The following is a 26,658-nucleotide window of genomic DNA, read 5'->3' on the forward strand; positions in this document are numbered from 1 at the left end:
TCAGGCTGCGCCTGCCACCTCCCCTTACAGGGGAGGATCGTTACTTCGGCAGCTTACACCCGGCAGGCTGGGTCACCGGGTTGCATCGTTCCATTACCCCGCCCGGCAGCGTCACGGTGAAGCCCTTGTGCCATGCCCGCGTCGGCGCGCCGGGATAGTAATCGGTCGACACCGCCTGTGCGCCGCTGTCGATCGCGGCCTGCTGGCGCGTGTGATCGTTGTCGCGCGCTTCCTTGGTGTCGGCGTCGCTGCGCGTGCGGACGATGAAGCCCTGCTTCACCCATTCACGGATCTTCGCCCCGTCGGTACGCGGATCGCCGACGATCTCGACCGAGGCCTCGGGCTGGTCGGTGTCGTACCAGCCGAAGATCGGGCGGCCCTTCAACGAAGGATGCCCGGCGCGGTAGATATCGGACACGTCCGAAGGCGTATCCAGCACGAAGTAGATTTTCCCGCGAGCGCTCTCCAAGGTCGGCCAGCCCTTGGTGGTCACCGCCTCGCGCAGGGTCTTTGCATTCCCGCGCACGTCGTCGGGCGTGATCATCCGGTTCGGCGTCAGCACGTCGTGAATCTCGCCGCCCAGTGCATCGAGCAACGGTGCGGTCAGCGGCAGCGGGTCGGTGACGCCGGGCTTGTTGATCGGCCGGTCGGCGGCGTTGATCGTCACCATGATCGGCAGGTGACGCGGATGCGCGCGCGACCAGGCGTCGATCTGTCCGATGCACTGCTTGAAGGTGCCGCAGGAGCGATAATCGACTTCCGGAATGTGGAAGACCTTGAAGCCCGGCTTCATCATCGCCGCTTCGTCGAAGCCGGTCTGCTCACCTGCGGCCTTTGCGATCGCCTCGCCCTTGGGATGCGCGAAGCGGCCGCCTTCCGGGTCGGCGAAGATGTCGATCTCCAGCTGGCGCACGCCCCGGTCGAGCTGCTGCGCCAAGGTCAGATGATCGTAATCCAGCGCGGCGGCGAGCTCGGGATCACGCTGTTCCAGCGCGGCGAAGACGGCGGGCGCGATCCGCTTCTTGTAGCTGTTATGCGAGCCGACCATCTGGATGTCGTTCATCCGAAGGGCCGCCCGCGGCGCCGGGGCGGCGGCGGTCGCAAGGACCGCCGCCAGGGTGAGCAAAACCTTCATCAGAACTCCGCCCGCACGCCGAACAGGATCGTCCGGCCATAATAGTTGATCTCGCCGAAGCGCATCTTGCTGTCGTTATAGGTGTCCTGATGCGCGCCCGCGATGTTGATGCCCTCCAGGCTGAGCGTCAGGTTGTCGGCGGCGCGCACCGACAGCTGGCCGTCGAGCGAGCCGAAGGCCGCGACATAGGTCGGTGCCTGCACCGTGCTGCCCGTGCTCGACAGATATTTGTCGCGCCAGACATAGGACAGACGCGCCGACAGCGGGCCCTTGTCGTAGAAGCCAACCAGGTTGAAGCTGTTCTTCGACAGGCCAATCAGCTGGTCCTTGATGTTGCGCGAACCCGCCGTGTAGTCGGCCTTCACTTCCGTATGGGTATAGGACCCCTGAATGCCGAAGCCGTCGAACGGCGCGGGCAGGAAGGTGAAGACCTGGCTGTATGCGGCTTCTGCGCCATACACCTTGGCATTGCCGCCGTTGACCGAGGTGGTCAGGCGGACGGTGCCACGGTTCGGTATGTCAATCTGGGTGTTGGACTGGGTGATGTAATCGTCCATCGCCTTATAGAAGACCGCGCCCGACAGCATGCCCGACGGTGCGAAATACCATTCCAGCGACCCGTCGAACTGGGTGGCGAGGAAGGGCACCAGCTGCGGGTTGCCACCGCTGGCGGTCTGCGCGTCGGTCGACACGGTGATGCGCGGCGCGGTGTCGGTGACGTTGGGACGGGTCAGCACCCGGCTGGCGGCGAGGCGACCGACCAGCTTGGGCGTCAGGTCGGCGCGCAGGTTGAAGCTGGGCAGGACGTTGTTGAACGTCTTGGGGTAGCTGACCGCCTGCGGTACTTGCGTGCCGTCCGGGATCGGCTTGCCGTTGATCTCGAGATTCTTGGCGGGAACGATCAGCGTGCCGCTCGCTACCTGATCGGTATGAACATAGCGGACGCCTAGATTGCCGCTGACCGGCACTTGGCCCGCATCGAACTGGTAATCGGCGCGGATATAGGCGGCGGCGATCTTTTCCGACACGACGAAGGAGGAGCGCAGGTCCCCGTTGGTCAGCGGCTGTGCGGCGATTGCCGGGGTGAAGAAGTTGCCGACATAAGCCGCCGTCACCGGCACCAGCCAGTTGCGGAAGGCATTGCCCGACACGCCCGACAGGAAGTCGTCATAGGGCAGCTGCTGATAGGCACCCGCGCCCAGATTGGTCAGCGGCTGGTTGGTCGCGGTGTCGATCAGATAGTCGCGACGGAAATAGTCGCGCTTGCGCCAGTGATATTCGCCGCCCGCCTGCAGCTTTGACAGGAAACCGTCGAAATCATGGCCGACGTCGAGACGCGAATAGAAATCCCAGTCCTTGCTGTCCTTGGGCGCGATGTTGAACTGGTACAGCTTGTAATTGGCCGGGTTGGTGACGTCGACCGGCGTGGTGAAGGTCGGCATGTTCTGATAGCCGCCGCTGGCGTCATAGGTCAGCGGCGCGATGAAATAGGCACGGCTGCGCACGGTGCCGGTGCGGTAGTCGGGGTGATAGCTGTGCGCGGCCGACCAGTTGACGTTGGCGGCGACATGCCAGCGATCCGGGTTCCAGGTCTGCTTCAGTCCGATGGTGATCAGGTCATGGCGATTGAGGCTGTATTCGCGCGACGCCATGAAGCGGGCGTTGGCGATCGTCGCCTTCGTGATCGTGTCGCCGACGACGGTATAGCCCGGTTGCAGCACGGTCGGCAACTGCTTGACGCCGCCGATCGAGACGTTGTTGTCGTCCGGATAGATGTCGAGGCCGAACTCGTCATAGGCGACGTCCAGCCGGGTCGCGACCACGTCCAGAGTCGTCTGGAGTTCGGGCGTCGGCTGCCACTGGGCCGAGACGATGCCCGAGATGCGCTTCCGATCCTCGGTCTCGACGGTGGGGCGGGTGCGGGTCGGCGAATAGAGACCCGCAGGCGCGCCGCCGCGCTTCGGGGCGTTCGGGTCGGTCGGATCGACATAGCGGTCGAGCAGCCAGCCGAAGTTCATGAAGCGGTCGTTGCGGACCGTCTTGCCCCAATATTGCGCGCCCGCCAGGATGCCGAAGGTGCCGTCGCTGTTCTTCGCGCTGGTCAGCACGGTGACGTTGGGGCGGACCTGCTTGGTCTGGCTGGTATAGGTGCCGCGCATATTGACGGTCGTCTTGTTGCCGACCTCCAGCGGGTGGAAGGTCTTGACGTCGATATTGCCGCCCAGCGCGCCCTCGCTCATGTCGGCGGTCGGGGTCTTCACCACGTCGATGCTGGAGGTGAATTCGGCGGGCAGCATCTCGAAGCGGAACTGACGACCGGCCGCGCCGCCATTCTCGATCAGGTCGTTCAGCGCGATGGTGCGGCCATTCATCAGCGTGTTCTGGAACTGCGGGCCCAGGCCACGGACACTGACATACAGGCCTTCACCGCGCGGGCGGGTGATCGCCACGCCGGGGACGAGCTGAAGCGCCTCGGCGACGTTCTGGGTCGGGAACTTGCCGATATCGGTCGAGCTGATCGAGTCGACGCCGTAAGCGGCGCGGCGCTTGGTCTCGATGCCCGCCGCCAGGCTGCGCGCATAGGTGCCGTTGACGACGATTTCGTCGCTCTGGCCATCGCTGCTGTCCGCCGCCTGCGGCGCGGCGGCGGCCGTCGCCGCGGCGTCCTGCGCATGGGCGGCGAGCGGGCCGGTCGCCAGGATGAGCGAGGCAGACGCCTTCAACAGGCTGCGAAACGTAAGCATGATCAAAATCCCCCATCGGCTGTCTTGCCGGTTCGGCGGGGGCGTTAGGATCGGTCGGTGTCAGATTGGCGTAAAATTGATGACATTGGTATGAAATTGGTAGGGTGCGTGCAGCAGGTCATCAAAATTCTGTGAGTTTAACGGCTGAGCATTGGCTTCCTGCCCGGCAAGGCGAGTGGACCCAAATATGCTATGGTGGTGAGGGCATGCCGCAAGCGGCAGTCCGCACTCCAACCGCCTCTTTTCCGCACCGGGGCGGGTTTCAGCCGCTCGCGCCAACCCGTTGCGTCGTCACCTGTGGGCTTTGCCGTCCGATGGTGCGCGCGGTGCGCTCGGGATCGCGCAGCAGGACCCGGCCCGATTTCCACATCAGTTCGCCATCACGACGCGCCTGCTGGATCATGCGGTTAACGTGCACCGGGGTCAGGCCCAGCGCGTCGGCCAGCATTTCCTGGGTCAACGGCATCTCGAAACTGCCGCCCACGGTCAGCCCAGCCAGCGACAGCCGCTCATAGATTTCGAGCAGAAAGTCGCTGATCCGCTCCTGCGCGTTCAATCGGCCGAGCTGGACGACATGGCCAAGCAGATAGGCCTCGTCCAGTGCCTCGGCCACGGCATAGGCTTGGGCCAGGCCGGACCCGGCGGGGGCGGCCGGGGCGGGACAGACGATCGTTTCGGTCATCGCGATGACGGTGGCCGAGGCGATCGGCATCGCCTGATGCGTCGCGCCGATTACGTCGCCAGGCAGATAGAAGCTCATGAACTGCCGACGCCCATCGGGCAGGATACGCACCCGCGCGGCCCAGCCCTGCAGCAACAGCAACGGTGCCGCGATCGGCCGCCCCAGGGTCAGGAAATTGTGGCGCGGCGGATGGGTTTGGGACACTTCCATCGCCGCATGCAGCAGAGCCAGGTCGGCCGCCTCCAGCGAGCTCAGGGCCGACAGGCGGCGGAGCGCAGGAGCGATCACGTCGTCGGACACGGAGAGGGGCGGGGCGGTCACGGGGCGGGTCATGCGTGTCCTTTATCGGGCATCAGCGCGTGGATCGCGCGGATGATGCGGTCGGCCTGAAAAGGCTTGGCGACGATCGAGGCGGAACGATAGGCCGCAGGCAGCGCCCATTCGTCATAGCCGGTGAGGAAGGTCCAGGGAACGTCGCGGGCCGAGAGCCGGTCGGCGATCTCAAAGGCGCGCTCGCCGGCCAGATTGACGTCGAGCACCGCGGCGTCGATCGGCTGGGTCTCGGCCAGGGTCAAGCCTTGTTCCAGCGTCGCCACCGGCCCGACCACGATCGCATCGGCGGCGCGCAACATCCGCTCCAGGTCGCGCGCGATGAAATACTCATCCTCGACGACCAGGATTCGCTTGTCGGCCAGCGGCGATCGGCGATTCATCCCTCGGTGCTCCGGTTCAGCGTGTCGGCCTCGTCGTTTATCCATGGTAGCGTTATCACGCACAGCACGCCGCCACCTCGAAAATCCAGTCTGGTCCGCGCGCCGAGCCCATAGGGCAAGGCCTCTCGGATCAGTTCGGTTCCGAATCCCTGTCTCGCGGGTGGAACCGGCATTGCTGGTACACCGGTTTCATCCCATTTTACAATCAGTTCGCATTTGCCATTTGATCCATGTTCCAAGTGCCATGCGATATGAAGCCGCCCGGCGGGGTGCCGCAGCGCTCCGTATTTCAGGGCATTGGTGGTCAGCTCGTGGATCGCCAACCCCAGGGATTCCGCGGTATCGGCGGGCAGCGCGACGTCGGGCCCTTCGATCGACAGCCGGTCATCCTCGATCGCGCCGACCCCCAATAACTCGTCGCGGATCAGGTTTTCCAGGTCGACCCGGCCGGACCGGGTCTGGGTTGCGACGACCTGCGTGCGGGCCAGCGAATCGAGACGGCCGCGAAAATGATCCGCAATCTCGTCGAGCGGACCGCCATTCTCGACGGTGCGGGTGAAGATCGATCGGACGATGGTCAGGATGTTGCGCACCCGGTGCTGAAGCTCGGCGACCAGTGTTTCCTGCCGCTCGCGCAGGCGGCGCAGCGTATCGATATCGGTCGAGGTGCCGAACCATTCGACAATCCGGCCATGATCGTCGCGCACCGGCGTCGCGCGGGTCTTGTACCAGCGATAGCGCCCCGTCTCGACATGACGAAGCCGCCCTTCCATCGCCAAGTCGCCATGCTCGCCCGCTTCTTCGCCCGCTCCGTCCCAGAAGCGGCGCGCCGCGTCGCGGTCGTCGGGATGGACCGCCGCCAGCCAGCCATGGCCCAAACTCTCCTCGACGCTCAGCCCGGTCGCCGCCACCCATTGCTGGCTGACCCAGGTCCATTGCCCGTCACGCGTCGCGGTCCAGACGAGCTGCGGAATCCCCTCGATCAGGGTCAGGAGGCGGCGCTGGCTGGCGCGCGATGCGATCTCGGCCCGCTTTGTCAGCAGCGCCTGGACGATGGCGGGGGCCAGTTCTTCGATGATCGCCTTTTCGCGCTCGGTGAAACCGGTCGGGTGGTTACCCAATGCGATCATGGCGAAGGTCTCGCCATCGCGGCGCAGCGGCACGCCCAGAAAGTTGCGCAGACTGGGATGCCCTTCCGGTGTGCCGACCCGGGCGGGATGACTGGCGGGATCGTTCACGATCATGCTGCGATCCTGCAGGATGACTTGGCCGAAAATGCCGTGGATCTGCATGCCGTTGGGCAATCGCCGGGCCTTATAATCGGGATTGTCGCCGGCATAAGCGGCCCAGCCGCGCTCGCTGATCGCAATATGATCCAGCCGGTCGAGCGAATCCCGCCGCTCGCCGAAGAAGCTGAACGCCGCGCCGGTCAGGTCCTCGGCCACTTCCAGGCACAGGCGGCCCAACTCTTCTTCCGTCGAGGCACGCAGCGCTTCCTGCAGAATGCGATTGATGCCCGCCAGCACATGCGCATCGCGCGGCACCGGACCGGTGGGAGGCTCGGACAGGGTCGTTTGCCCGTGAAGGGAAGCCAGTTCAGTCATGTGTGAAGAATCCCGATCGTACCCCAAACGATCCCGGCCGGTGCGGGCTCCCCAGCTACACACGATTTCGGACAGGGTGGCAAATGGATCGCCGACAGGAGCTGTACCGGTTTGCGCCGCCCCCTCGCATGACCGCCCTTGCCCGGCTATGAGCAGGCGGACCAGCAACCTTTGGCCGATCCATGTCCGCTTCGCTTTCGTTCCGTTCCTTGCGTATCCTGATGATGGGTTTGGTCCTGGTGGTAGCCTGGACCCTGGCCGTGCCGAGCGCGGTGCGTGCCCAAGGCGATCCGGCGGCGGCATCGACCACGAAGATCGCCCAGGCGGAGGTCGAGGTCCGCTCGGTCGACCGCGCGCTCGATGCGCGGGTCGACGACGATGATCGCCGGGCGCTGCGCGAACGGGCCCAGGGGGCCAAGGACGCGACGAGCCAGGCGGTGTCCGACCTGTCCGAGCAGCTGGCGCTGGTCAATGCGCGCATCACCGGCCTGGGCCCGGTCACCCCCGGCGAAATCGAAGCGCCCGAGCTGACCGCCCAGCGCAAGAGCCTGTCCACCTTGCGCACCACGCTGGACGCCGCGATCAAGCGCGGGCGGCTGGCCGGGGTCGAGGCGGGGCAGCTGATCGATGAGATCGACCAGGGCCAGACCGAGCAATTCAACGAGAAGCTGTCGACCAAGGCGCCCTCGCCGCTGAGCCCCGCCTTCTGGATCGTCGTGCTCGACCAGGCGCCGCGCGATGTCCGGCGCGTCGGCCTGTTCCTGCAACAGGGGGGCGAGCAGATCGCGCGGCAATGGCGCGGTGGCGTTCCGTGGCACGCGCTGCTGGGCTTTGCATTGGCGATCCTTCTGATCGGGCCGGTGCGGCTGGGCGCGCACCGGCTGGCGCAGCGCCGCCTGATCGCCGAGGCACCGCCCAGCCGGGTGCGGCGATCCGCCAACACCTTCTGGCGGGTGGCGGTCGGCACTGTCTGTCCGCTCGCCGCCGCGTTCGTGCTGGTGCAGGGGCTGCACTGGTCGGGGCTGTTGCCGGAACGCTGGACCGGGTTCCTGAACGGGTTCGTCCGGGCGGCGGGGATTGCGGGCTTTACGGCGGCGGTGACCGGCGCGGTGCTGATGCGCAGCCAGCCATCCTGGCGGATCGCGCCGATCGACGACGAGACGGCCAGCCGCCTGCGCCCCCTGTCCTGGGGGCTGACGATCCTGACCTTCACCACCGCGATGATCGGATCGTTCGAGCTGGCAATCGGCAGCAGCCGCAGCGCGGTGATCGCCACCCAGGCGACCGAGGCGCTGCTGCACCTGTTGCTGATCGTCGCCACGCTGGTGGTGCTGGGCCAGATCCGCGCACGCCGCGCGACACAGGACGAGACGACCAGCGCCGGGGTCAGCGCAGGCCTGAGCGTCGCGACGCTGTTCGCCTGGATCGCGGTGGGGATTGCCGGTCTGGCGCTGATCATCGGCTATATCTGGTTCAGCTGGTTCGTCGCGCTGATGATCGGCTGGACCGTGCTGCTCGGCTCGGCGCTCTACCTGATGCTGGTCGCCGCCGACGATATCGCCACCACCATCTTCGTGCGCGACAGCCGGGTCGGCATCACCCTGACCCGCGCGCTGGGCATTCGCGGGGCGATGGTCGACCAGTTCGGGCTGATCCTGTCGGGCGTGGTCCGGCTGGCGCTGATCCTGCTGGCGCTCGGCATGTTCCTGAAGCCGTTCGGGGCGAGCGGCAATCCGGGGGCGATCTTCGACCAGCTCGGCAAGGTGGCCGAAGGGATCAAGGTCGGCAATGTGTGGATATCGCCGGGCGCGATCCTGCAGGGTCTGGTCGTGCTGTTCGTCGGCCTGGGGCTGGTGCGCCTGTTCATGCGCTGGCTGGAGCAGCGTTACCTACCCGCGACCGACCTGGACGGATCGGGCCGCAATTCGATCAGCCTGGTCGCACGCTATATCGGCATTGCGCTCGCCGTCATCTGGGCGCTCGCATCGCTGGGCATCGGGGTGGAGCGGATCGCGCTCCTGCTGTCCGCTTTGTCGGTCGGCATCGGTTTCGGCCTTCAGGCGATCACCCAGAATTTCGTGTCCGGCCTGATCCTGCTGGCCGAGCGGCCGATCAAGATCGGCGACCTGATCCGCGTCGGCACCGATGAGGGCGACGTCAAGCGGATCAGCGTGCGCTCGACCGAAATCGAGCTGGCCGATCATTCGACGCTGATCGTACCCAATTCCGAGCTCATCACCAAGTCGGTGCTCAACAAGACGCTGGCCGGGCCGCTGGGGCGTATCCAGATTCAGTTTTCCGTGCCGATCGAGTCGGATGCGGACGTGGTGCGGACCATCGTGCTCGACTGTTTCGCCAGCGAAGCCGCGGTGCTGTCCGATCCGACGCCCAAGGCGTTCATCGACTCGATCATCGACGGGCGAATCCATTTCAACTGCTTTGCCCATGTCGAAAGCCCGCGTGCGGCCTATTCGACGCGCAGTGCCGTCCTGTTCACGCTGCTGTCGGCGCTGCGGAGCAAGGGCATCGAGATCGGCACCCTGCCGCAAAAGATGGAGCTGATCCGCTCCGGCGGCGGGGCGGGGGCTGCGACACCGGGCGAAGATGAAGCCAAGATGAAATGAACAAGTCCCCATTGGTCATGGAAAGGTAACACCAGATTCTTCGAGCGCCCCTATCCGCGCGGCCAGCGACGACCTGACGGTCGATCGGGGGATAGGGAAAAAATCACCATGAACAGCCATTTCATTCGCGCCACGCTGCTGGGCGGCACCGCGCTCTTGGCCGTGACGGCCGCACCGGCCTTCGCCGCCGATGCCAAGCCGACCGCCGCTGCCGCCGCCGATCCGGCGACCCCGGCGGCCGATCCCGCCGATCCCGCCGATGGTGGCCAGCTGAAGGAAATCGTGGTCACCGCGACCAAGCGCGAGACCAGCCTGCAGAAGACGCCGATCGCGATCTCGGTCCTCGACCCGACCGTCCTGAAGGACCGTCACGTCCAGAGCCTGCTCGACCTGGCCGATGGTTCGGTCCCCTCGCTCCGTGTCGCCACCTTCGAGGCGCGCCAGTCGGCGCTGACCGTCGGTATCCGCGGCATCGTCCCCTTCGACCAGAACCAGACCGCGCGTGACACCGGCGTCGGCGTCTATTTCGACGGCGTCTATGTCGGCCGCTCGCAGGGTCTGAACGCCGCGCTGTTCGATATCGAGCGCGTCGAAGTGCTGCGCGGTCCGCAGGGCACGCTGTTCGGTCGCAACACCGAGGGTGGCGCGCTGTCGATCGTCACCGCCAAGCCGACCGGCAAGTTCGGCGGCTCGCTGACCGCGGGCTTCGGCAATTATGGCGCGTACAACACGGCCGCGCACGTCAACCTGCCCGAGTTCAACAACATCGCGATCAAGCTGGACGGCGTGATCCAGCACCAGAACCCGTTCGTGAAGAACCCGCTGCCGGGCAGCGTGGGCTGGGGCGCGTACAACCGTGTCGGCGGTCACGTTGCCGCCGTGTGGAAGCCGGTCGACGGCTTCTCGGCCGAGCTGTCCTATGACCAGGCGAAGGACGAGAACACGCCCTTCTACAGCCAGCTGATCAACTACAACCCGCGCGGCCTGCCCGTGGCGACGATCGCGCAGATCAACGCCAATAACGGCAAGCTGCCCTCGGGCACCATCGCGCCGCTGTCGCCGCTGGTCGTCGTGTCGGGCGACAATCGCATGAAGACCGCCGATATCGGCGTTCCGCAGCAGTATAGCGTCGACCGCACCCACGGCTTCTCGGCCAAGCTGAACTATGACGTCGCACCGGGCCTGGAGCTGCGCTCGATCACCGCGTGGCGCGGCGTCACGACCGACCAGTGGGACAATTCGGGCGGCGCGCACCGCACGGTCTTCCTGCCGAACGGCAAGTTCAGCCGCTACAGCCTGTCGTTCATGCAGCAGCACCAGTTCAGCCAGGAATTCCAGGCGGTGGGCAGCCTGCCGCAGCTGGATTACGTCGCTGGTCTCTATTACTTCACCGAAAACGCCCGCGAAGTGGCGGCGACCCCGTCGACCAACCAGTGGAACGCGGACGGCACCGGCTACACCATCCTGTCGCAGACCGCGCTGGGCACCATCACCTCGGGCAACCAGGGCTGGGCGCCGGGTTCGTTCTTCCTGCAGCGCGGCAGCTTTGCGCGCGCCTATAGCTATGCCGCCTTCGCCCAGGCGACCTACACGCCGGAAGGCTTCGACGCGTTTCACCTGACCGTCGGTGGCCGCTATACCCGCGACAAGCGCAACGGCACGCTGTACCTGGTGCAGGGCAAGTCGACCAACTTCCCCTTCACCTTCGAGAACAACCGGTTCGATCCGATGGTGACGGCGGCGTTCGATGCGACCGACACGATCCATCTCTATGCGAAATACTCGACCGGCTACCGCGCGGGCGGTGCCAACGACCGTTCGCAGACCTTCGCCGCCTTCGGTCCCGAAGCGGTCAAGGCCTATGAGATCGGGTCGAAGATGGACCTGTTCGAGCACCGCGTCCGCCTGAACCTGGCCGGGTACATCATGGACCGCACCGGCACCCAGATCGACTTCGACAATGTCGACACCAATCCGGCAAGCCCGACCTACAACCTCCACACCGAGGAAACCCGCAATGCGCCGGGCACCTCGAAGATCCGTGGTGTCGAGGCCGACCTGACCGTCAACCCGACCGAGGGTCTGACGCTGGGGGCGTCCTATGCCTATACCTACACCAACGTGCCGCTGACGCCGAACCCCTTCCTGGGTAACGCGCTGACCCAGGTGTTCGTGGTGTACACGCCGCGCAACGCCGCCTCGGCCTATGCCGATTACGAAGTGCCGCTGCCGGGTTCGGAGGCCAAGGTCCGCTTCCACCTGGACGGCAACTATGCCGACCCGGCCTATAGCTTCCAGAACGAGACGACCCGCACCGACAAGACCTTCGTCATGAACGGTCGCATCGCGCTGGCCGATCTGCCGCTGACCGAGAATGGCACGAAGATGACCGTGTCGCTGTGGAGCCGCAACCTGCTCAACAACACCTTCATCTATCGTCGCTCGGCCGCCAACGCCGCGACGCTGGGCGACTATGGCAACTTCAACCCGCCGCGCACCATCGGCCTGGAGGGTACGGTTCGCTTCTGAGCCGACGGGTTTTCCAACCGCGACTAGCCAGGGGCCGTCCTTCGGGGCGGCCCCTTTTATTATGCCTCATTCCTCCCCTTGCAGGGGAGGAACGGGGTTTATGGTCTGGGTAGCACAATTGTGGCGACCAGCCCTGGCGCGGCATCGTCCAGCACCAGTCGCCCGTGGTGCAGCCGTGCGACCGCGTCGACCAGGGGCAGGCCCAGGCCATGGCCCGCCGCTCCGCGCGCTTCGTCCAGCCGCCCGAAGCGGCGCAGCGCCCGGTCACGGTCCTCGGGCGCGATGCCGGGGCCGGTATCGGCGACCTGCAAGGTCCATTTTCCCGCGTCGGCGCGCAGGCTCACCCGGATCGCGGCGTCCGACCCGCCATATTTGATAGCATTGCCGATCAGGTTGACCAGCGCCTGGGTCAGCAACTGCCGATCACCGACAAATGGCGCGCCGCTTGGCTCGACCGCAACGGACAGTGCCTGGCCCGCCTCTTCGGCGACCGGGATCATCATCGTCGCGGTCTCCTCGACCAGCGCGGGCAGGTCGAAGGGCGCGAAACCGGCGCGGCGGTGGCCGCCCTCGATCTCGGCAATGCGCAGCAGGGCGGCGAACATGGCGAGCAGCGTGTCGCACTGGGCCAGCGCGGCGCGGGCGCGTTCGGCCTGCACCGGGTCCTGCGCATCGGCGGCCATCGCGGCGACCTGCGCGCGTAACCGGGCGAGCGGCGTACGCAGGTCATGGGCGATGTCGTTGGACTGGCCGCGCATCGCCTCCATCAGCTCGGCGATGCGGTCGAGCATATGGTTGAAGGCGGCGGCCTGGCGGTCGAACTCGTCGGCGGACCCGGTCACGGGCACGCGGTGGCGGATATTCCCGGCGACGATCGCCTCGACGGTGGCGCGCTGGTCGCCGATGCGGCGGCCGACCAGCCTGGCAAAGGCGATGACGCCGCCCAGCACGATCAGGATGATCGAGCCGAATCCGATCAGGAAGATGCGGGTGCGCCGTCCGCGATAGCTGTCGAACGGCTCGGTCTCCGCCACCACGGTCAGCCGCCGTCCCGCGCCCGCATCGCGGACCAGCGCGCGGCCATGCGACAGGCCGATGATGCCGTCGCGCTGGCGTAGGTCGGATCGGCCGAGCGGCAGCGGGCGGTTCAGCCGGATATTGCCGCCCAGCCGCGTCGCATCGGGGCCGGTCAGCAACAGGCCGATATCGCCCGTGTCGCGCTCTCGCGACAGCGCGTCGATGCGCGCGAGCAGCGTCGCGTTGTCGGGCAGGCCCTCGCCCGGATCGCGCTCCAGCACGACGTCGGAGATCGCATCGATCCGGCGGTCGACCAGCTGTGCCACGGTCACGCGATTGGCCGCCAGGATCGACACGCCGGTGGCGATCGTCGCGATCAGGAACAGCGCCACGACGCCCGCGGTCAGGCCGCGCAGGGACAGTCGCCGGATCGCGCGTTCGATCATGGTTTCAGCGAATAGCCGATCCCGCGCACCGTTTCGATCGGGTCCGCGCCGCCGGTTTCGGTCAGCTTGATGCGTAACCGCCGGATATAGACGTCGACGATGTTGGTCTCCGGCTCGAAATCATAGCCCCAGACCCGCTCGATCAGCATGGCGCGGGTCAGCACCTCGCCCGCATGGCGCGCCAGCTCGGTCAGCAGCTTGAGCTCCAGATTGGCCAGCGTGATCGGTCGGCCGCCGCGCCAGGCACGAAAGCTGGTCGGGCTGACCACGATGTCGCCCGCGCGGATCGTGTCGCTCTCGCTGACCGTCCAGCGGCGACCGCGCAGCACCGCATGGATGCGGGCGTTCAGCTCCTCGGGATCGACCGGCTTGATGACATAATCGTCCGCGCCCGCCTCCAGCCCGTCGACCTTGTCCGATGCCATGGACAAGGCGGTCAGCATGATGACCGGGACGGTGATCCCGCCCGCGCGCAACGTCTCGACCACCGACAGCCCGTCGAGGCGCGGCATCATCCGGTCGAGGATCACCGCGTCATATTGTTCGCGGTCCATCGCCGCGAGCGCCAGCCGCCCGTCGCCGACATGCTCGACCCGGTGGCCGAGCGCCCGCAGCGCGGCGGCCAGCCCCTCGGCATAGGCGGCGTCGTCCTCGACGAGAATCAGGTGCAGACTCATACTGGTTTCCAAAACGTCAACGCCGTTCCGCCCTATCGGCCAGAATTCCGGTGGCAAGATCGTCCTGTTCGTATCGCGTTGGAACAATCGGGACAGGTGGTCAGAGAGTTAACCACTGCATGACGCGCCCGTCATGCGTAATAGGCGGACATTAGAGGAAAAAGACGCGTCCCACGCATCGTCGGACCCGTCGCAAGGCTCCCGGGCGGGGCCGGAGGATGGCATGATGGCGACCGAGATCACGATCGACGGCAACCTGTCCGACTGGAACGCGACCGACCGGATCGATAGCGGGCTGGGCGAGGGCTATTCCATCTATGCCCGGGCGGATGGCACCGATTTCATCTTCGCGATGACCGCGCCGATGGCGATCGGGGCGAATACCACCGCCTGGCTCAACACCGATCGCAACGCGACGACGGGCTATCAGGTGTTCGGTTTCGCCGGTGGCGCCGAATATAACGTCAACTTCAACGCCGATGGCACCGTCTCGCTCTATCAGGGCGGGGCGGGCGAGACGCTGGTGATGGCGGGCCTGCAGGCGGCGTGGTCGGCGGACCGCCAGACGGTGGAGTTCCGCGTGCCCAAGGCCGCGATCGGCAACCCGCAGGCGATCGACACGCTGTTCGACGTCAACGACCAGGTATTCCTGCCCGGCAATTATTCGTCCAAGCCCTTCACCGTCTTCAACGACACCGGCATCACCGCCGACCCCTCGCACCGGATCGCGATCGTCTGGTCGGAGACGACCGCCAACGCCTATTTCAGCAAGACCGCCTATTCGCAGCTGTTCATGGCCGCGCAGAGCCAGGCGATGCAGGCGGGTACCCCCTTCGACATCATCACCGAAGACGATCTGACCAACCTGTCGACGTTGGCCAAGTACGACTCGATCGTCTTCCCCTCGTTCCGCAACGTCCAGGCGGACAAGGCGGATGCCATCGCCCATACGCTGGAACAGGCGACCAAGCAGTTCGGCATCGGCCTGATCGCGGCGGGCGAGTTCATGACCAACGCGGCAGACGGCAGCGCGCTGGCGGGCGACAGCTATGCGCGCATGAAGCTGTTGTTCGACGCCACGCGCGTGACCGGCGGCTGGCCCGCCGACGTCACCATCAAGGCGGCGGACGCGAACCATGACGTGCTCGACGGCTATACGGTCGGCGAGACGATCCGCGATTACAAGGGCGTCGGCTGGAACGCCTTCACCAGCGTCAGCGGCACCGGCGAGACGATCGCGACCCAGACGGTCAACGGGCAGGATTACGCCGCCGCCATCGCGACCAAGACCGGTGGCCGCAACGTCATCTTCTCGACCGAAGCGGCGATGGCCGACGACAATCTCCTGCAAAAGGCGATCAGCTATTCGGTGAACGGCTCGGCCAGCACCGGCGGCCTGCATGTCGGGCTTCAGATGACCCGTGACGCCGGGCTGTTCGCGTCGCGCGTCGACATGGACCAGAGCCAGTATTCGGACGAAGTGAAGCCCGAGGACGGCTCGGCGGGCATCTATACCAAGCTGCTGCCCATCCTCGACCAGTGGAAGGCGCTCTATAATTTCGTCGGCAGCTATTACGTCAATATCGGCAACGACCCGGCGCAGCAGCGGTCGACCGACTGGTCGGTATCGGCGCCCATCTATGCGGAGATGATGGCGGCGGGCAACGAGATCGGCCTGCACAGCTATACCCATCCCGAGGACACCAATGTCCTGACCCCCGACCAGATCGCCTATGAGTTCGGGGCCGAGCGCGCCGAGCTGGAAAAGCAGATGAGCGCCTATCTGGGCCGCCAGGTGTCGCTGGGCGGTGCGGCGGTGCCCGGCGCGCCCGAGACGATCGCGACGACCCAGGAGATCCTGAAATACGTCACCTATCTGTCGGGTGGCTATACCGGTGTTGGCGCGGGCTATCCCAATGCCTTCGGCTATCAGACGCCGGGCAATGCGGCGGACGGCAAGGTCTATCTCGCGCCCAACACCATGTTCGACTTCTCGCTGATCGAGTTTCAGAAGAAGACGGTGGCCGAGGCGGAGGCGGAATGGGCCAAGGAGCTGGCGACGCTGACCGCGCACGCCGATGCGCCGGTCATTGTGTGGCCGTGGCATGATTACGGCCCCGCCCAGTGGACCGGCGACGCGACCAAGAGCCCCTATGTCACGTCGATGTTCACCAACTTCGTCGCCAAGGCGGCGGCGGCGGGCGTCGAGTTCGTGACGCTGGCCGATCTGGCCGCGCGCATCGGCGCGTTCCACCAGGCGTCGATCACCACCACCGTGTCGGGTAATACGATCACCGCCCAGGTGTCGTCGGCGGGGGCACTTGGCACCTTCGCGCTGGACGTCGACGGGCAAAAGCCGGGCCAGGTGATCCAGAACGTGGCGGGCTGGTATGCCTATGACGCGAACAAGGTCTTCCTGCCCAAGGCGGGCGGCACCTACACCATCACCATGGGCCAGGCGGCGGACGATGTGACCCACATCACCGACCTGCCCATGCGCGCCTCGCTCATTTCGCTGAGCGGCGACGGGCGCGACCTGAGCTTCTCGGTCGTGGGCGAGGGCAAGGTCGTGATCGACCTGAAGGCACCGGGCAGCGACTGGACGACGGTCAAGGGCGCGACGATGACCAGCCTGGTCGGCGAGATCCTGACCATCGATATCGGATCGATCGGCCAGCATGACGTGGCGATCGGCCATGTCGCCAATAGCGGCCCGACCATCACCTCGTTCGGCGGTGCCGATGCGGCCAAGATGGCGATCGCGGAGAACGGCACCGCCGTCACCACCATCACCGCGACCGATCCCAATATCGCCCTGGGCGACTCGATCCATTATTCGATCGCGGCGGGCGGTGACGGCGCGGCCTTCACCATCGATGCGACGACCGGCGTGCTGAAGTTCATCGCCGGGCCCGATTACGAAAACCCGACCGACGCCAATCACGACAATGTCTATGACGTGACCGTCATCGCGACCGATGCGAAGGGCGCGATCGATACCCAGGCGCTGTCGATCGGCGTGACCGACGTGATCGGCATCACCAAGACCGGCACCATCTTCAACGACACGATCAACGGCACCGGCGAGCAGGACGTGCTCGACGGCGGCTGGGGCAATGACGTGCTGAACGGGCTGGGCGGCAACGACAAGTTGATCGGCGGACTAGGCAACGACACGCTGAACGGTGGCGACGGGGACGACATCCTGATCGGCGGCTGGGGCAAGGACACGCTGACCGGCGGCGCGGGCAAGGACGTGTTCCGTTTCGAGTCGACCATGGACAGCCCGGCCTCCTCGCTGCGCGACGTCATCACCGACTTCCGCTCGGGCGAGGACAAGATCGACCTGTCGGCGATCGACGCCAACACCTCGCTCTTCGCGCGGGGCGACCAGGCCTTCACCTTCCTGAGCGCGCCCGGCGCCAAGTTCACCGGCGCGGGCCAGTTGCGCTTCAGCTATCAGATGATCGGCGGCAAGGAATATACTATCGTCGAGGGCAACACCGACGCGCTGAACCTCGCCGATTTCTCTATCGCCTTGCTCGGGCACCATAATCTGACGGCGAGTGATTTTTATTTATAATTAGGCCCTAGGGTCCGCTGTCATGGCGGGCATCGGTTTTCAATTGGCCAGAATGGCGCGCGAGGGCGGGGTCGGTGGCATCGCCGGAGCCGCGCTGCACGGCGCGCTGATCAGTGCCGGGCCATGGCTGATCACCGCTGTCGCGATGATCGGACTGCAGCATTGGGCCCCCGGCGCGGTCGGCGCGGATGAGGCGGACATGGTCCGCACGGTCCTGATCTATGGTTTCAGCCTGTCGGCGCTGGTCGCCGGGCCGATCGCGATCCTGGCGACGCGGCTGGCCGCCGACCGACTGTTCGCGCGCGACATGGCTGGGGTGCCGGGCATCCTGATCGTCGCGCTGGCCGTCGGTGGGGTCGCGGCACTGGGCCTGGGGGCGCTGGTGTTCGGGGGACTGGCCGGCTTGCCGTTCCTGCGCGCCGCGCTCGCCAGCCTGTTGCTCGCGTGGTTGACCCAGATCTGGATCGCCTCGCCGATGTTGACCGCGCTGCGCCGCTACCGGGCGGTGCCGGTCGCCTATCTGATCGGGATCGGTACGGCGGTGGCGTTGCTGACGCTGATTGCCTCGCCGGGCGGGACGTTGGTGCTGGCGATCGTGACGGCGGGCGCGGGTGTCACGCTGGGTGCGATCCTGATCGTTCTGCGCCACTATTTTCGCGCGGCCCCCATATTGCCGCCGCGCGACCTGATCGGCCTGCGCCTGGGCGGCATCGTCGCGGCGGCGGGATTGGCGGGGGCGGTGGCGATCTGGGTCGACAAATGGCTGCTCTGGATGGGGCCGGGCAGCGTCGTGGCGCTGGGCGCCTTGCGGCTCAACCCGATCAACGATGGCGGCAGTTTTTTGGGCCTGCTCACGCTGGTGCCCGGCCTGACCCTGGTGCTGATCGTCAGCGAGACCCGGTTCGACCGCAGCTTCGGCGACCTCATGGCGCGCTGTACCGGCACCTCCACGCTCGCCCGGATCGAGGAGGCGCGCACCGAGCTGGTCGTCACGCTGCTCGACGGTCTGCGCCTGCTGGTGCTGATGCAGGCGCTGGTCGCGGCGCTTGCCTGGGTGCTGGCGGTGCCCCTGTTCGAGCTGATCGGGGCCGACCCGCGCGGCATCTTCGCCTTTCGCCACAGCGCGGCGGGCACGGTCTTTCACCTGATCGCGATCGGGGCGACCATCGTCCTGTCCTATTACGACCTGTTCGCACGCGTCGTCCTGATCTGGGCGAGCTTCGCGCTGGCGAGTGCGCTGGCGGTGTGGCTGCAATGGGATGCGGGATCGGCGGCGTTCGGCTGGGGCTATATGGCGGGCGCGGTGGTCGGGGCTTCGGTCGGGCTGGCGCTGGTCGCGGATGCCACGATTCGGCTGGTCTATCTGTTGTTCGTCGGCAACAACCCCGCCGTCGTCGGGCGCGAGGGGCGTTGGGCGTGATACCGGGCATGACCGACATGATGATGGGACGCCGCGCGATGCTGGGGATGGGCATGGGCGCGCTGGGGCTGGCGGCGGTGGCGCGGCAGGGGCGCGGCAATGGGGCGGCCGCATGGCGCTGGGGCGTCGATTACGGGGCGGCGACCGATCCCGAAATCGCGCGCCGTTTCGACCTGCTGGTGTTGGAGCCGCATCACGCACGACCCATCGCGCCGCTGCGCGGGCAGGACAGTACGCTGCTCGGCTATGTCAGCCTGGGCGAGGTGGAGAAGGGGCGGCCCTATTTCGCCGCGCTCGAGCGGGCGGGGGCCCTGCGCGCGGCCAATCCCGACTGGCCCGATGCGCGCCATGTCGACCTGCGCCATCCCGAATGGCGGCGCACCCTGATCGACATCGCCGTGCCCGCCATCCTGACCAAGGGCTATGACGGAATCTTCATGGATACGCTCGATAACGCCGAGGCGATGGAGCGACAGAATCCGATCGAAAACAAGGGCATGGTGGCGGCGGGCGCGGCGCTGGTCGCCGCCCTGCGCGCGCGATTCCCGGGCATCCGCCTGATGCTCAACCGAGGTTATGCCGCCTTGCCCGACTCGGCGGTGCATCTGGATTATCTGCTCGGCGAATCCATGGCCTCGCGCTGGAGCTTCGCGCAGAAGCGCTACGAGATGCTGTCCGACAGCGACTGGCAATGGCAGGCGGAGCGGTTGCGCGCCGCCAAGGCCCGCAATCCGCGCCTGACCTTGACCACGCTCGATTACTGGGACCCGGCGGACGAGCGGACAGTGGCGTCGCTCTATGCGCGCGAGCGAGCGGCGGGGTTCCGGCCCTATGTCGCGACGCTGGCGCTCGATCATCTGATCGCGGAGCCGTCGGGATGATGCGGCGCGCCAACCAGCGCTGGATGGCGATCGCATTGCCCGTAGGCGCGGGGAGTGCGATCCTGGCGCTCGGCCTGTTCCTGATGCCCAGCGCGCGCGAGGTGGAACAGGCCGAGCGCCGCGCCGCGCCGCCCCCCGCGCCGGTCGCGGAGATATCCGATCCGATTCCCGTCGCCACGCCCGCGCCCGTGCCGACGCATCCCGATCTCGCGGCGGCGCTGAAGACCGGGGATGCGGCGACGCTGGCCGCGCTGACCGCGACGCTGATCGAGCAGCAGGTCCCGGTCACCACCGCGCAGGTTGCCTATGATCTGATCGCCAATGGCCGCCCGGCGGTGGCGCTCGCCTATCTGGCCGAGCGTCCCGATGGTGCCGCGCCCGCCCATTGGCCGTTGCGGATCGAGACCTTGCGCAAGCTGGGTCGCACGGGCGAGGCCGAAACGTTGCTGGCCGAGGCCGCGCGCCGGCCATCGGGCGTCGCGCCGCCTGCGTTGATCGCGGCGGGCTATGCGCTGGATCGCCCCGATCTGATCATCGCCGCCGCCGCCTCGGGCGCGATCCCGCCGCCCGAGGCCCGGCTGGCGCATGACTTGGCCCAAAGGGCGGAGGCCAAGGGGCATCTCGACTGGATCGCCGCGCTGGAGCGGACCAGGGCAGCGGACTGGCGAGCGGGCGATCCCTGGCTGGCGCTGCGGGTGGCGCTCCGCCGAGGCGACCGGGCCGGGGCGGAGCGGGCGATCGCGGCGCTTCCGGCGGGCGAGCGTGACGCGGCACAGGCCGATCTGTTGGCGCAGACCGGTGACCGGGCGGGTCAGCGGCAACAGATTCTGGCGCAGGCGGCCCGACCGGGCGCACCGCTGTCGGACCTGGCCGAGCGCTTGCTGGCGCTGGGCGCGCGGGAAGATGCCATCGCCCTCCTGCGCCGTGCCGCGAGCGGCCAGCCGGTCGGCGCGCCCGCTGTCCAGCGGCTTCTCTACCTGATGGGTCCACGCCCGGCGGAGGAGGACCGCGCATGGCTTCGCGCCCAGGCGTTGTCGGGGCCCGCCGCCGAACAGTCGCGCTGGCTGGCCGCCTATGCCGAGCGGGAGGCACCCGCGACCGCGCTGTCCGTGACCGAGCGTCATCCGCTGGCAGCGCGCACCGATATCGCGCTGCTCCGTCTGCAACTGGCGCAGGCGGCGGGGGACAGGGCGGCGGTGCGGCGGGCCATGGCGGTGCTGCTCGACGGACGTGTGCTGGAGCCGGGCATGTTGCGGCGGGTAAGTGCGCTTGCCGAAGGGATCGAGCCGCATCAGGCGCATCTGCTGGCCGAACGGCGGATCGCGGGGGGCGTGGCGGGGCCGCGCGACCGGCTCGACCTGGCTTGGGCAGCGTGGAATGCCGGGGATGCGGCGCGGACCCGCGATCAGTTGCGTGACTATCTGGCCGAGACGCCCAACGATGCCACCGCCCTGCGCCTCATGGCGGATGCGCAGGCCAAGCTGGGCGGCACGGCGGCGGCGCGGCCCTGGCTGGAGCGGGCGTTGGCGCAGACCCCCGGTGGCCGGGTGCGGGCCGAACTGCTCGACCGGCTGGGGCGACGGGCCGAGGCGCTGGCACTGGTCGAGCGCCTTCGTCGCGAGGCACCGCGCGACACCGAACTGGCGGCGCTGCAGGCCCGGATGCTGATTGCGGCGGGCCAGCCGGGTCGCGCCCGCGCGGTGCTGACGCCATGATCGCCAGCGATACGCCCCTGACCGCCGGAGCGGGCGCGCCGCAGTTGGTGGTGCCCGAGGCGATCTTCGCCGATCACCGGATCGTCGCGGATGGCGAGCCGCGCCTGGTCTGGCCGCGCGGCGCGGTGCTGACGCTTGAGCGGGGTGAGGGCGAGGTGATCGTCCGGTCCGACCAGCCGCCCTCGGCGGACGCGATCGCGATGTTCCAGGAGCGTGCGGGCGAGGCGGTCGGCGACCTGCGCTGGAACGATGTCAGCTTGGTGCTGCGGCCCGCCAGCGGGTGGAGCATGGACGCCCGGCTGATCGGCCCGATGCTGATCGTCGCCTTCCAGCGGATTGCGCACGACGAGACGCCCGGCGGTCCACGCACCGGGGCCAGCGAACTCGCTCATGCGGTGATCGAGGCGGATCTGGCGGCCGGCTATCCGGGCCGGGGCCGCCGCGAGGCGCAGGCGCTGCTGGCGCGCGATCCGGATGATCGTCGCGCGGCGCGGTTGCTCGCCGATGCGCGGGCACTGGACAATGACATCGCCGGGGCGGGCCGCGACTATCGCGCACAGGGCGCGACCGACCGTGCGGCGCAGCGGGTAATGGCGGCGGCAGGCGGCACCGCCAGCGCCGGGCTGGTCGCGCGCGAAGGCGGCGATCTGGCGCAGCTGGAGGCGAGCGTTCGGGCGGATGTGCCGGTCGCCGCGACAGTTGGCGTCGGTGCGGGCTTGCGGCATCTGGAAAGCCGGGTCGATACGACCGCCGGGCCGCGTGAAGCACGGGCGAATGTCGTCGACGCCGCGCTGGCCGTGGCGCTCAGCGACGCGGTGCGGTTGCAGTTGCTGGCCTCGGCCGTACTGGACGACGGCGTGATGGGCGGCGGCGCGCGGATCACCTATGGCCCGGCCGAGGCGCAGTTGCGGGTCACGCTGACCCGCCACATGCCCGATTACGTCACGCCCGCGCAGGTGCTGGCGGGCGGTTATCTGTCGCGCGGGGCGATCGGCGGCGTCTATCGGCTGGGCTCGGGGCTGGTCGCGCAAGGGGATGTCGGGATCAATCGCTATGGCCTGGCAGACCGGCGCGGGACCAGCGACACGGTGACGCTGGCGGGTGGGATCGATTACCTGATCCGCCGCCGCTATCCGCTGCTCGGGCTCAGCTACCGGGTCGAGGCGGAATATGTTCAGAATAGTGGGCTGGACGCGGCGGGCACGCCGCTCATCCCGCTCGCCGACCGGGAGAATCACACCGTCCAGGCGATGCTGGGCGAGGCGCTGGGTGAGGTGCAGGTCACCGGGCTGGCGGGGTGGACGGTCGACCGGTTCGGCGGCGACGGCCCCAATGCCAGCCTGGGGCTGGCCGCGCCTATTGGCTTGGTGTGGCGCGTCGAGGCGTCGGGCGGTCTGACCTCGGTCAGCCGTCCGGGTTTTTCGGGCCAGCAGCTGTTTGGCCGCGCGGTGCTGACGCGCAGCCTGGGGGCGCCGCGATGACCGGCGAGGACGTGCGCCCCGAGGCCGCCGCGCGTCGCCGGAGCCTTCGGCGCGGGCTGCGCATCCTGATCGAGATTGCGGTCGCTTTCGCCCTGCTCGCCGCGATCGACCAGCGGTTGACCGGCGGTTCGGGTTTCGCGGGCGTGCGGCCCAGCCCCTATTGGGTGCCGGTGCTCGTGATGGCGCTGGTCTATGGCACGGGGCCGGGCGTCATGGCGGCGGCGGTCGCCTCGGTCCTGTGGCTGGTCGCGGCGCATGGCGACGGGACCGAGCGGGATTATCTGGACACCCTGCTCCACCTGTCGCTGCCGCCGCTGCTCTGGGGTGTCGCGGCGGTGGCGATCGGCGAGGTCACGCTGCTGCGCAAACGCCGTCTGGCTAAGGCCGAGCGTCACGCCAGCCAGGCGACTCGCGACATCGCCAGGCTGGCCGAGGCGCATGACCGGCTGACCCGCACCAATCAGAGCCTGCAACGCCGGGTGGCGGGCGATCCGCGCACCACCGGCCATGTCGTGGCGACGGCGACTCGGCTGGCCGCGAGCGACCCCGCCGCCCGCCGTGCCGCCATGGCCGAGCTGATCGCGCTGGCCGCAGGCACCGATGACTTTACCTGTTATCGCCTGACGCCCGATGGTGCGGAAAGCTGGTTGCGGGGGCCGGGGGTGCCGGGGACCAGCCTGGGGCGGCCCGAGCGCTTGCCATCGGCGATGGTCCATCCGCTGCTGGCCGATCCCCGCATCCGCCACGTCGCGCGGCGGTCCGACCGCGATTGGCTGGGCGGGCTGGGCGTCGCGGCGGTGCCGCTGGCCGATCCGGGCGGTGCGGTTGGGGGCCTGTTGCTGTTCCACACCCTGCCGATCGAGGCGTTCAACGCGCATCGCCTGGCCGAGTGGACCGAGATCGCCGGATGGCTGGGGCCGATGCTGGTCGTGCCGGGGCAGGGGACGCTGCATGCGATCCGGGCGGCGGGCCGTTCGGGGCCGGCCACCGGCAAGCCGACCGGACGGGTTGCGTGACACCGCATTACCGCGCGCTCGCCATATTGGACCTGGCCTGGATCGCGCTGGCGATGGCGGCCGGGCTGGGGGTGACGGTCGCGCTGCTGGGTCATGCCCTGTGGGTGGGGATCGGCTATGCGCTCTGGCTGCGATCCGATCTGCGCGGCGGTTTCATGGCGGCGGTGCTGGGGCTGGCCGGGCCCGCCGGGTTGATCCTCGGCGCAGGGCTGGGCGGGTTGGCGGATCGGTGGGTCGCCCGGCGAGGGCTGGACACGCCGCCCGAGCCGCTGCTCTCCGCGCGGTCCGTTCGGCGACAGGGCGCGGCGCTGGCCATGGCGCGTCTGCTCGACGGCCGGGTCCATTACCCCGCGCCCGAGGGGCTCGATTCGCTGGTCGCGATCCTGCGCCATGGCTCGGTCGCCGCGCGTCGCCGTGCGCTGGAGACGGTGGTGCGGGCGTTCGAGCCTGGCCTGTCGCAGCTGGTCGCGCAGATGCTCGACGATCCCGACCAGACCATCCGCGCGCTCGCCGCCGCCGCCGCCGCACGGATCGGCCAGAATCTGACCGAGCAGCGGGCCGGGCTGGAGGCACGGATCGCGCAGGGGGACAGGTGCGCGGTCGAGACGCTGGCGCGGCTGCTGGCCGAGCATGGTCGCGCCAACCGGCTGCTATCCGACAGCCAGCGCCAGAATCTGCGCGACGAGGCCGCGACGTTGCTGAAGACGGGTGGGCTGGCCGAGGAGTCGAACCGGCTGGCGGTGGAGGCGGCCTGGGCGGCGCGCGATTATGCGACGATCGATCGGCTGTACGCGGCGGCGGATGGGGATGACGACATGGCCCCCTGGTGGCGGGCCGAGGCGGCGCGATGAGCGAGGAGGCGGATGTCTGCCTGATCGTCGAGGGCGCCTATCCCTATGTCGTCGGCGGCGTGTCGGGCTGGTTGCAGGACCTGATCACCAGCCTGCCCGAAATCCGCTTCGCCATCGTCGCGATCAAGCCGGGGCCCGCCGCCATGCCCTTCCGCATGACCCCGCCGCCCAATGTGGTGGGCATCACCGAGATCGGTCTAGCCCCCGCCGCCGAAGCGCCGCACCGTCTGGCGTCCCAGGTCGCGACGCGGATTGCCGATGCGCTGATGGTCTTCGTCGCGACCGGGCGGCCCGAGGCGATCACCACCCTGCTGGAGCTGTTCGCCGGGCTGCATCCCATGCCCGCGCCGGGCGACATCCTGGCGCATCCGGCGATGTTCCAGCGGTTGCAGCGGCATTACCGCGCCATCCTGCCGCGCGCGTCCTTTCACCATTATTTCTGGGCGATGCGCACGCTGCTGGGCGGGTTGCTCGCCGTGCTGACCGCGTCGCTGCCCAAGGCGCGGGTCTATCACACCATCTCGACCGGCTTTGCGGGGCTGCTGGCGGCGCGCGCGGCGCATCAGACGGGGCGGCCCGCCTTCATCACCGAACATGGCATCTATCTGCTCGAGCGGCAGATCGAGGTGATGATGGCCGAGTGGATCGGCGACCAGATCGACACCGGCCTGCAGATGGAGCGCAGCGTGCGCGACCTGCGCGACCTGTGGGTGCGGGCCTTCACCAGCTATGCCGAGGCCTGTTACGACGTTTGCGACCCCATCGTCGCCCTCTATGGCGAGAATAACGCGGTGCAGCGGCGGCTGGGCGCTGCGGCGGCGCGGGTGCGAGCGATCCCCAACGGCATCGATGTCGGCCGCTTCGCGCACCTGCCCGATGCGCGCGATCCGGCGCGGCCCGTCGTCGCGCTGCTCGGACGGGTGGTGCCGATCAAGGACGTAAAGACCTATATCCGCGCCGCCGCCATCGTTCACGCCGCGCGGCCCGATATCCGCTTCGTCGTGCTGGGACCGGAGGACGAAGACCCCGAATATGCCGCCGAATGCGCCGCGCTGGTCGTCGAACTGGGGCTGGGCGAGGCCCTGTCGTTCGAGGGGCGGGTGCGGATCGAGGACTGGATGAACCGCATCGACCTGCTCGTCCTGACCAGCCTGTCGGAGGCGCAACCGCTCGTCATCCTGGAGGGCGGCGCGTGCGGCATTCCCGTCGTGGCGCCGGATGTCGGCAGTTGCCGCGAGATGATCGAGGGGCGGGGCGGCGCGGACCAGGGCCATGGCGGCATCGTGACCCCGCTGGTCAACCCGGCGGCGACGGCGGCGGCGATCCTGCGGATCATGGACGACCCCGCCCTGCGTCGCGACATGGGCGATACGATGCGCGAACGGGTGAAGCGGGACTATGACCATCCGACGATCATCGGTGCGTACCGCGCGCTGTATGGGGAATTGGCCGCCAGACCCTGATCCTCCCCGGCACGGGGAGGTGGCAGCGCACAGCGCTGACGGAGGGGGGCTTCCACACGGCTCTACCTATGTGGTGC

At 68.0% G+C, this 26,658-nt stretch carries 17 protein-coding genes; 10 read left to right on the forward strand and 7 right to left on the reverse strand.

Going from position 1 to position 26,658, the window contains the following annotated elements; translation table 11 throughout:
- Positions 1 to 40 precede the first annotated feature (40 nt).
- The 5 genes from SSA01S_RS15635 to SSA01S_RS19630 all read right to left on the reverse strand — a co-directional run bounded on the left by SSA01S_RS15635 (position 41) and on the right by SSA01S_RS19630 (position 6,878).
- Entirely contained in the window at positions 41 to 1,135 is a 1,095-nt protein-coding gene (locus SSA01S_RS15635; protein ID WP_240954523.1) for a phosphatidylinositol-specific phospholipase C1-like protein, read from the reverse strand.
- Complete coding sequence (locus SSA01S_RS15640; protein ID WP_170171280.1) at positions 1,135 to 3,879, reverse strand: TonB-dependent receptor; 2,745 nt, start codon at positions 3,877 to 3,879, stop codon at positions 1,135 to 1,137. Before SSA01S_RS15640 ends, SSA01S_RS15635 begins: the two co-directional genes overlap by 1 nt.
- A gap of 262 nt (positions 3,880 to 4,141) precedes the next feature.
- Positions 4,142 to 4,894 carry a Crp/Fnr family transcriptional regulator gene (locus SSA01S_RS15645; protein WP_061781118.1) on the reverse strand — a complete coding sequence of 251 codons (753 nt, stop codon included), beginning with the start codon at positions 4,892 to 4,894 and terminating at the stop codon, positions 4,142 to 4,144.
- Positions 4,891 to 5,274: a response regulator gene (locus SSA01S_RS15650; protein ID WP_061781119.1), complete on the reverse strand. Its 384-nt coding sequence runs from the start codon at positions 5,272 to 5,274 to the stop codon at positions 4,891 to 4,893. Before SSA01S_RS15650 ends, SSA01S_RS15645 begins: the two co-directional genes overlap by 4 nt.
- Complete coding sequence (locus SSA01S_RS19630; RefSeq protein ID WP_061781120.1) at positions 5,271 to 6,878, reverse strand: sensor histidine kinase; 1,608 nt, start codon at positions 6,876 to 6,878, stop codon at positions 5,271 to 5,273. Before SSA01S_RS19630 ends, SSA01S_RS15650 begins: the two co-directional genes overlap by 4 nt.
- Positions 6,879 to 7,099: 221 nt before the next feature.
- On the opposite strand from SSA01S_RS19630, the gene SSA01S_RS15660 reads away from it, so the two are divergent.
- Both SSA01S_RS15660 and SSA01S_RS15665 read left to right on the forward strand, forming a co-directional pair.
- Complete coding sequence (locus tag SSA01S_RS15660) at positions 7,100 to 9,502, forward strand: DUF3772 domain-containing protein (RefSeq protein ID WP_240954524.1); 2,403 nt, start codon at positions 7,100 to 7,102, stop codon at positions 9,500 to 9,502.
- Positions 9,503 to 9,610: 108 nt separating this feature from the next.
- Positions 9,611 to 12,031 carry a TonB-dependent receptor gene (locus SSA01S_RS15665; RefSeq protein WP_061781122.1) on the forward strand — a complete coding sequence of 807 codons (2,421 nt, stop codon included), beginning with the start codon at positions 9,611 to 9,613 and terminating at the stop codon, positions 12,029 to 12,031.
- A gap of 98 nt (positions 12,032 to 12,129) precedes the next feature.
- Here SSA01S_RS15665 and SSA01S_RS15670 read toward each other — a convergent pair whose 3' ends face one another.
- Positions 12,130 to 13,494 (reverse strand): sensor histidine kinase, encoded by a 1,365-nt coding sequence (locus SSA01S_RS15670; RefSeq protein WP_156477855.1) that lies wholly within the window; start codon positions 13,492 to 13,494, stop codon positions 12,130 to 12,132.
- The gene (locus tag SSA01S_RS15675) at positions 13,491 to 14,171 is read right to left on the reverse strand and encodes a response regulator transcription factor (RefSeq protein ID WP_170171281.1); all 681 of its coding nucleotides are present in this window, start codon (positions 14,169 to 14,171) and stop codon (positions 13,491 to 13,493) included. Before SSA01S_RS15675 ends, SSA01S_RS15670 begins: the two co-directional genes overlap by 4 nt.
- A 223-nt stretch (positions 14,172 to 14,394) precedes the next feature.
- Here SSA01S_RS15675 and SSA01S_RS15680 point away from each other — a divergent pair, with 223 nt between their 5' ends.
- From SSA01S_RS15680 to pelF, 8 genes are read left to right on the forward strand one after another with little or no spacing between them, the layout of a single operon-like run.
- The gene (locus tag SSA01S_RS15680) at positions 14,395 to 17,754 is read left to right on the forward strand and encodes a M10 family metallopeptidase C-terminal domain-containing protein (RefSeq protein WP_061781123.1); all 3,360 of its coding nucleotides are present in this window, start codon (positions 14,395 to 14,397) and stop codon (positions 17,752 to 17,754) included.
- A 22-nt stretch (positions 17,755 to 17,776) separates the two neighbouring features.
- Positions 17,777 to 19,174: an exopolysaccharide Pel transporter PelG gene (pelG, locus tag SSA01S_RS15685; protein WP_061781124.1), complete on the forward strand. Its 1,398-nt coding sequence runs from the start codon at positions 17,777 to 17,779 to the stop codon at positions 19,172 to 19,174.
- An 8-nt stretch (positions 19,175 to 19,182) separates the two neighbouring features.
- Complete coding sequence (locus SSA01S_RS15690; protein ID WP_240954526.1) at positions 19,183 to 20,055, forward strand: glycoside hydrolase family 191 protein; 873 nt, start codon at positions 19,183 to 19,185, stop codon at positions 20,053 to 20,055.
- Complete coding sequence (locus tag SSA01S_RS15695) at positions 20,052 to 21,770, forward strand: hypothetical protein (RefSeq protein ID WP_061781126.1); 1,719 nt, start codon at positions 20,052 to 20,054, stop codon at positions 21,768 to 21,770. Before SSA01S_RS15690 ends, SSA01S_RS15695 begins: the two co-directional genes overlap by 4 nt.
- On the forward strand, positions 21,767 to 23,251 hold the full coding sequence (locus SSA01S_RS15700) for a hypothetical protein (RefSeq protein ID WP_061781127.1): 1,485 nt from the start codon (positions 21,767 to 21,769) through the stop codon (positions 23,249 to 23,251). The genes SSA01S_RS15695 and SSA01S_RS15700 overlap by 4 nt, the downstream gene beginning before the upstream one ends.
- Positions 23,248 to 24,267 carry a hypothetical protein gene (locus SSA01S_RS15705; protein ID WP_061781128.1) on the forward strand — a complete coding sequence of 340 codons (1,020 nt, stop codon included), beginning with the start codon at positions 23,248 to 23,250 and terminating at the stop codon, positions 24,265 to 24,267. The genes SSA01S_RS15700 and SSA01S_RS15705 overlap by 4 nt, the downstream gene beginning before the upstream one ends.
- A complete protein-coding gene (locus SSA01S_RS15710; protein ID WP_156477857.1) occupies positions 24,264 to 25,118 on the forward strand; it encodes a hypothetical protein in 855 nt (284 codons plus the stop codon). Before SSA01S_RS15705 ends, SSA01S_RS15710 begins: the two co-directional genes overlap by 4 nt.
- Positions 25,094 to 26,581 (forward strand): GT4 family glycosyltransferase PelF, encoded by a 1,488-nt coding sequence (gene pelF, locus SSA01S_RS15715; RefSeq protein ID WP_244885695.1) that lies wholly within the window; start codon positions 25,094 to 25,096, stop codon positions 26,579 to 26,581. The genes SSA01S_RS15710 and pelF overlap by 25 nt, the downstream gene beginning before the upstream one ends.
- Positions 26,582 to 26,658: the final 77 nt, after the last annotated feature.

The sequence above is a fragment of the Sphingomonas sanguinis NBRC 13937 genome (assembly GCF_001591005.1).
Classification (GTDB): Bacteria; Pseudomonadota; Alphaproteobacteria; order Sphingomonadales; family Sphingomonadaceae; genus Sphingomonas; species Sphingomonas sanguinis.

Bases quoted from the DNA above. Each gene is read 5' to 3' on its own strand.
- SSA01S_RS15680 (WP_061781123.1), top strand. From the start codon at position 14,395: ATGATGGCGACCGAGATCACGATCGACGGCAACCTGTCCGACTGGAAC.
- pelG (WP_061781124.1), top strand. From the start codon at position 17,777: ATGGCGGGCATCGGTTTTCAATTGGCCAGAATGGCGCGCGAGGGCGGG.
- SSA01S_RS15645 (WP_061781118.1), bottom strand. From the start codon at position 4,894: ATGACCCGCCCCGTGACCGCCCCGCCCCTCTCCGTGTCCGACGACGTG.
- SSA01S_RS15695 (WP_061781126.1), top strand. From the start codon at position 20,052: ATGATGCGGCGCGCCAACCAGCGCTGGATGGCGATCGCATTGCCCGTA.
- SSA01S_RS15705 (WP_061781128.1), top strand. From the start codon at position 23,248: ATGACCGGCGAGGACGTGCGCCCCGAGGCCGCCGCGCGTCGCCGGAGC.
- SSA01S_RS15660 (WP_240954524.1), top strand. From the start codon at position 7,100: ATGATGGGTTTGGTCCTGGTGGTAGCCTGGACCCTGGCCGTGCCGAGC.
- SSA01S_RS15640 (WP_170171280.1), bottom strand. From the start codon at position 3,879: ATGCTTACGTTTCGCAGCCTGTTGAAGGCGTCTGCCTCGCTCATCCTG.
- SSA01S_RS15665 (WP_061781122.1), top strand. From the start codon at position 9,611: ATGAACAGCCATTTCATTCGCGCCACGCTGCTGGGCGGCACCGCGCTC.
- SSA01S_RS15700 (WP_061781127.1), top strand. From the start codon at position 21,767: ATGATCGCCAGCGATACGCCCCTGACCGCCGGAGCGGGCGCGCCGCAG.
- SSA01S_RS15690 (WP_240954526.1), top strand. From the start codon at position 19,183: ATGACCGACATGATGATGGGACGCCGCGCGATGCTGGGGATGGGCATG.
- SSA01S_RS19630 (WP_061781120.1), bottom strand. From the start codon at position 6,878: ATGACTGAACTGGCTTCCCTTCACGGGCAAACGACCCTGTCCGAGCCT.
- SSA01S_RS15670 (WP_156477855.1), bottom strand. From the start codon at position 13,494: ATGATCGAACGCGCGATCCGGCGACTGTCCCTGCGCGGCCTGACCGCG.
- SSA01S_RS15635 (WP_240954523.1), bottom strand. From the start codon at position 1,135: ATGAAGGTTTTGCTCACCCTGGCGGCGGTCCTTGCGACCGCCGCCGCC.
- SSA01S_RS15650 (WP_061781119.1), bottom strand. From the start codon at position 5,274: ATGAATCGCCGATCGCCGCTGGCCGACAAGCGAATCCTGGTCGTCGAG.
- SSA01S_RS15675 (WP_170171281.1), bottom strand. From the start codon at position 14,171: ATGAGTCTGCACCTGATTCTCGTCGAGGACGACGCCGCCTATGCCGAG.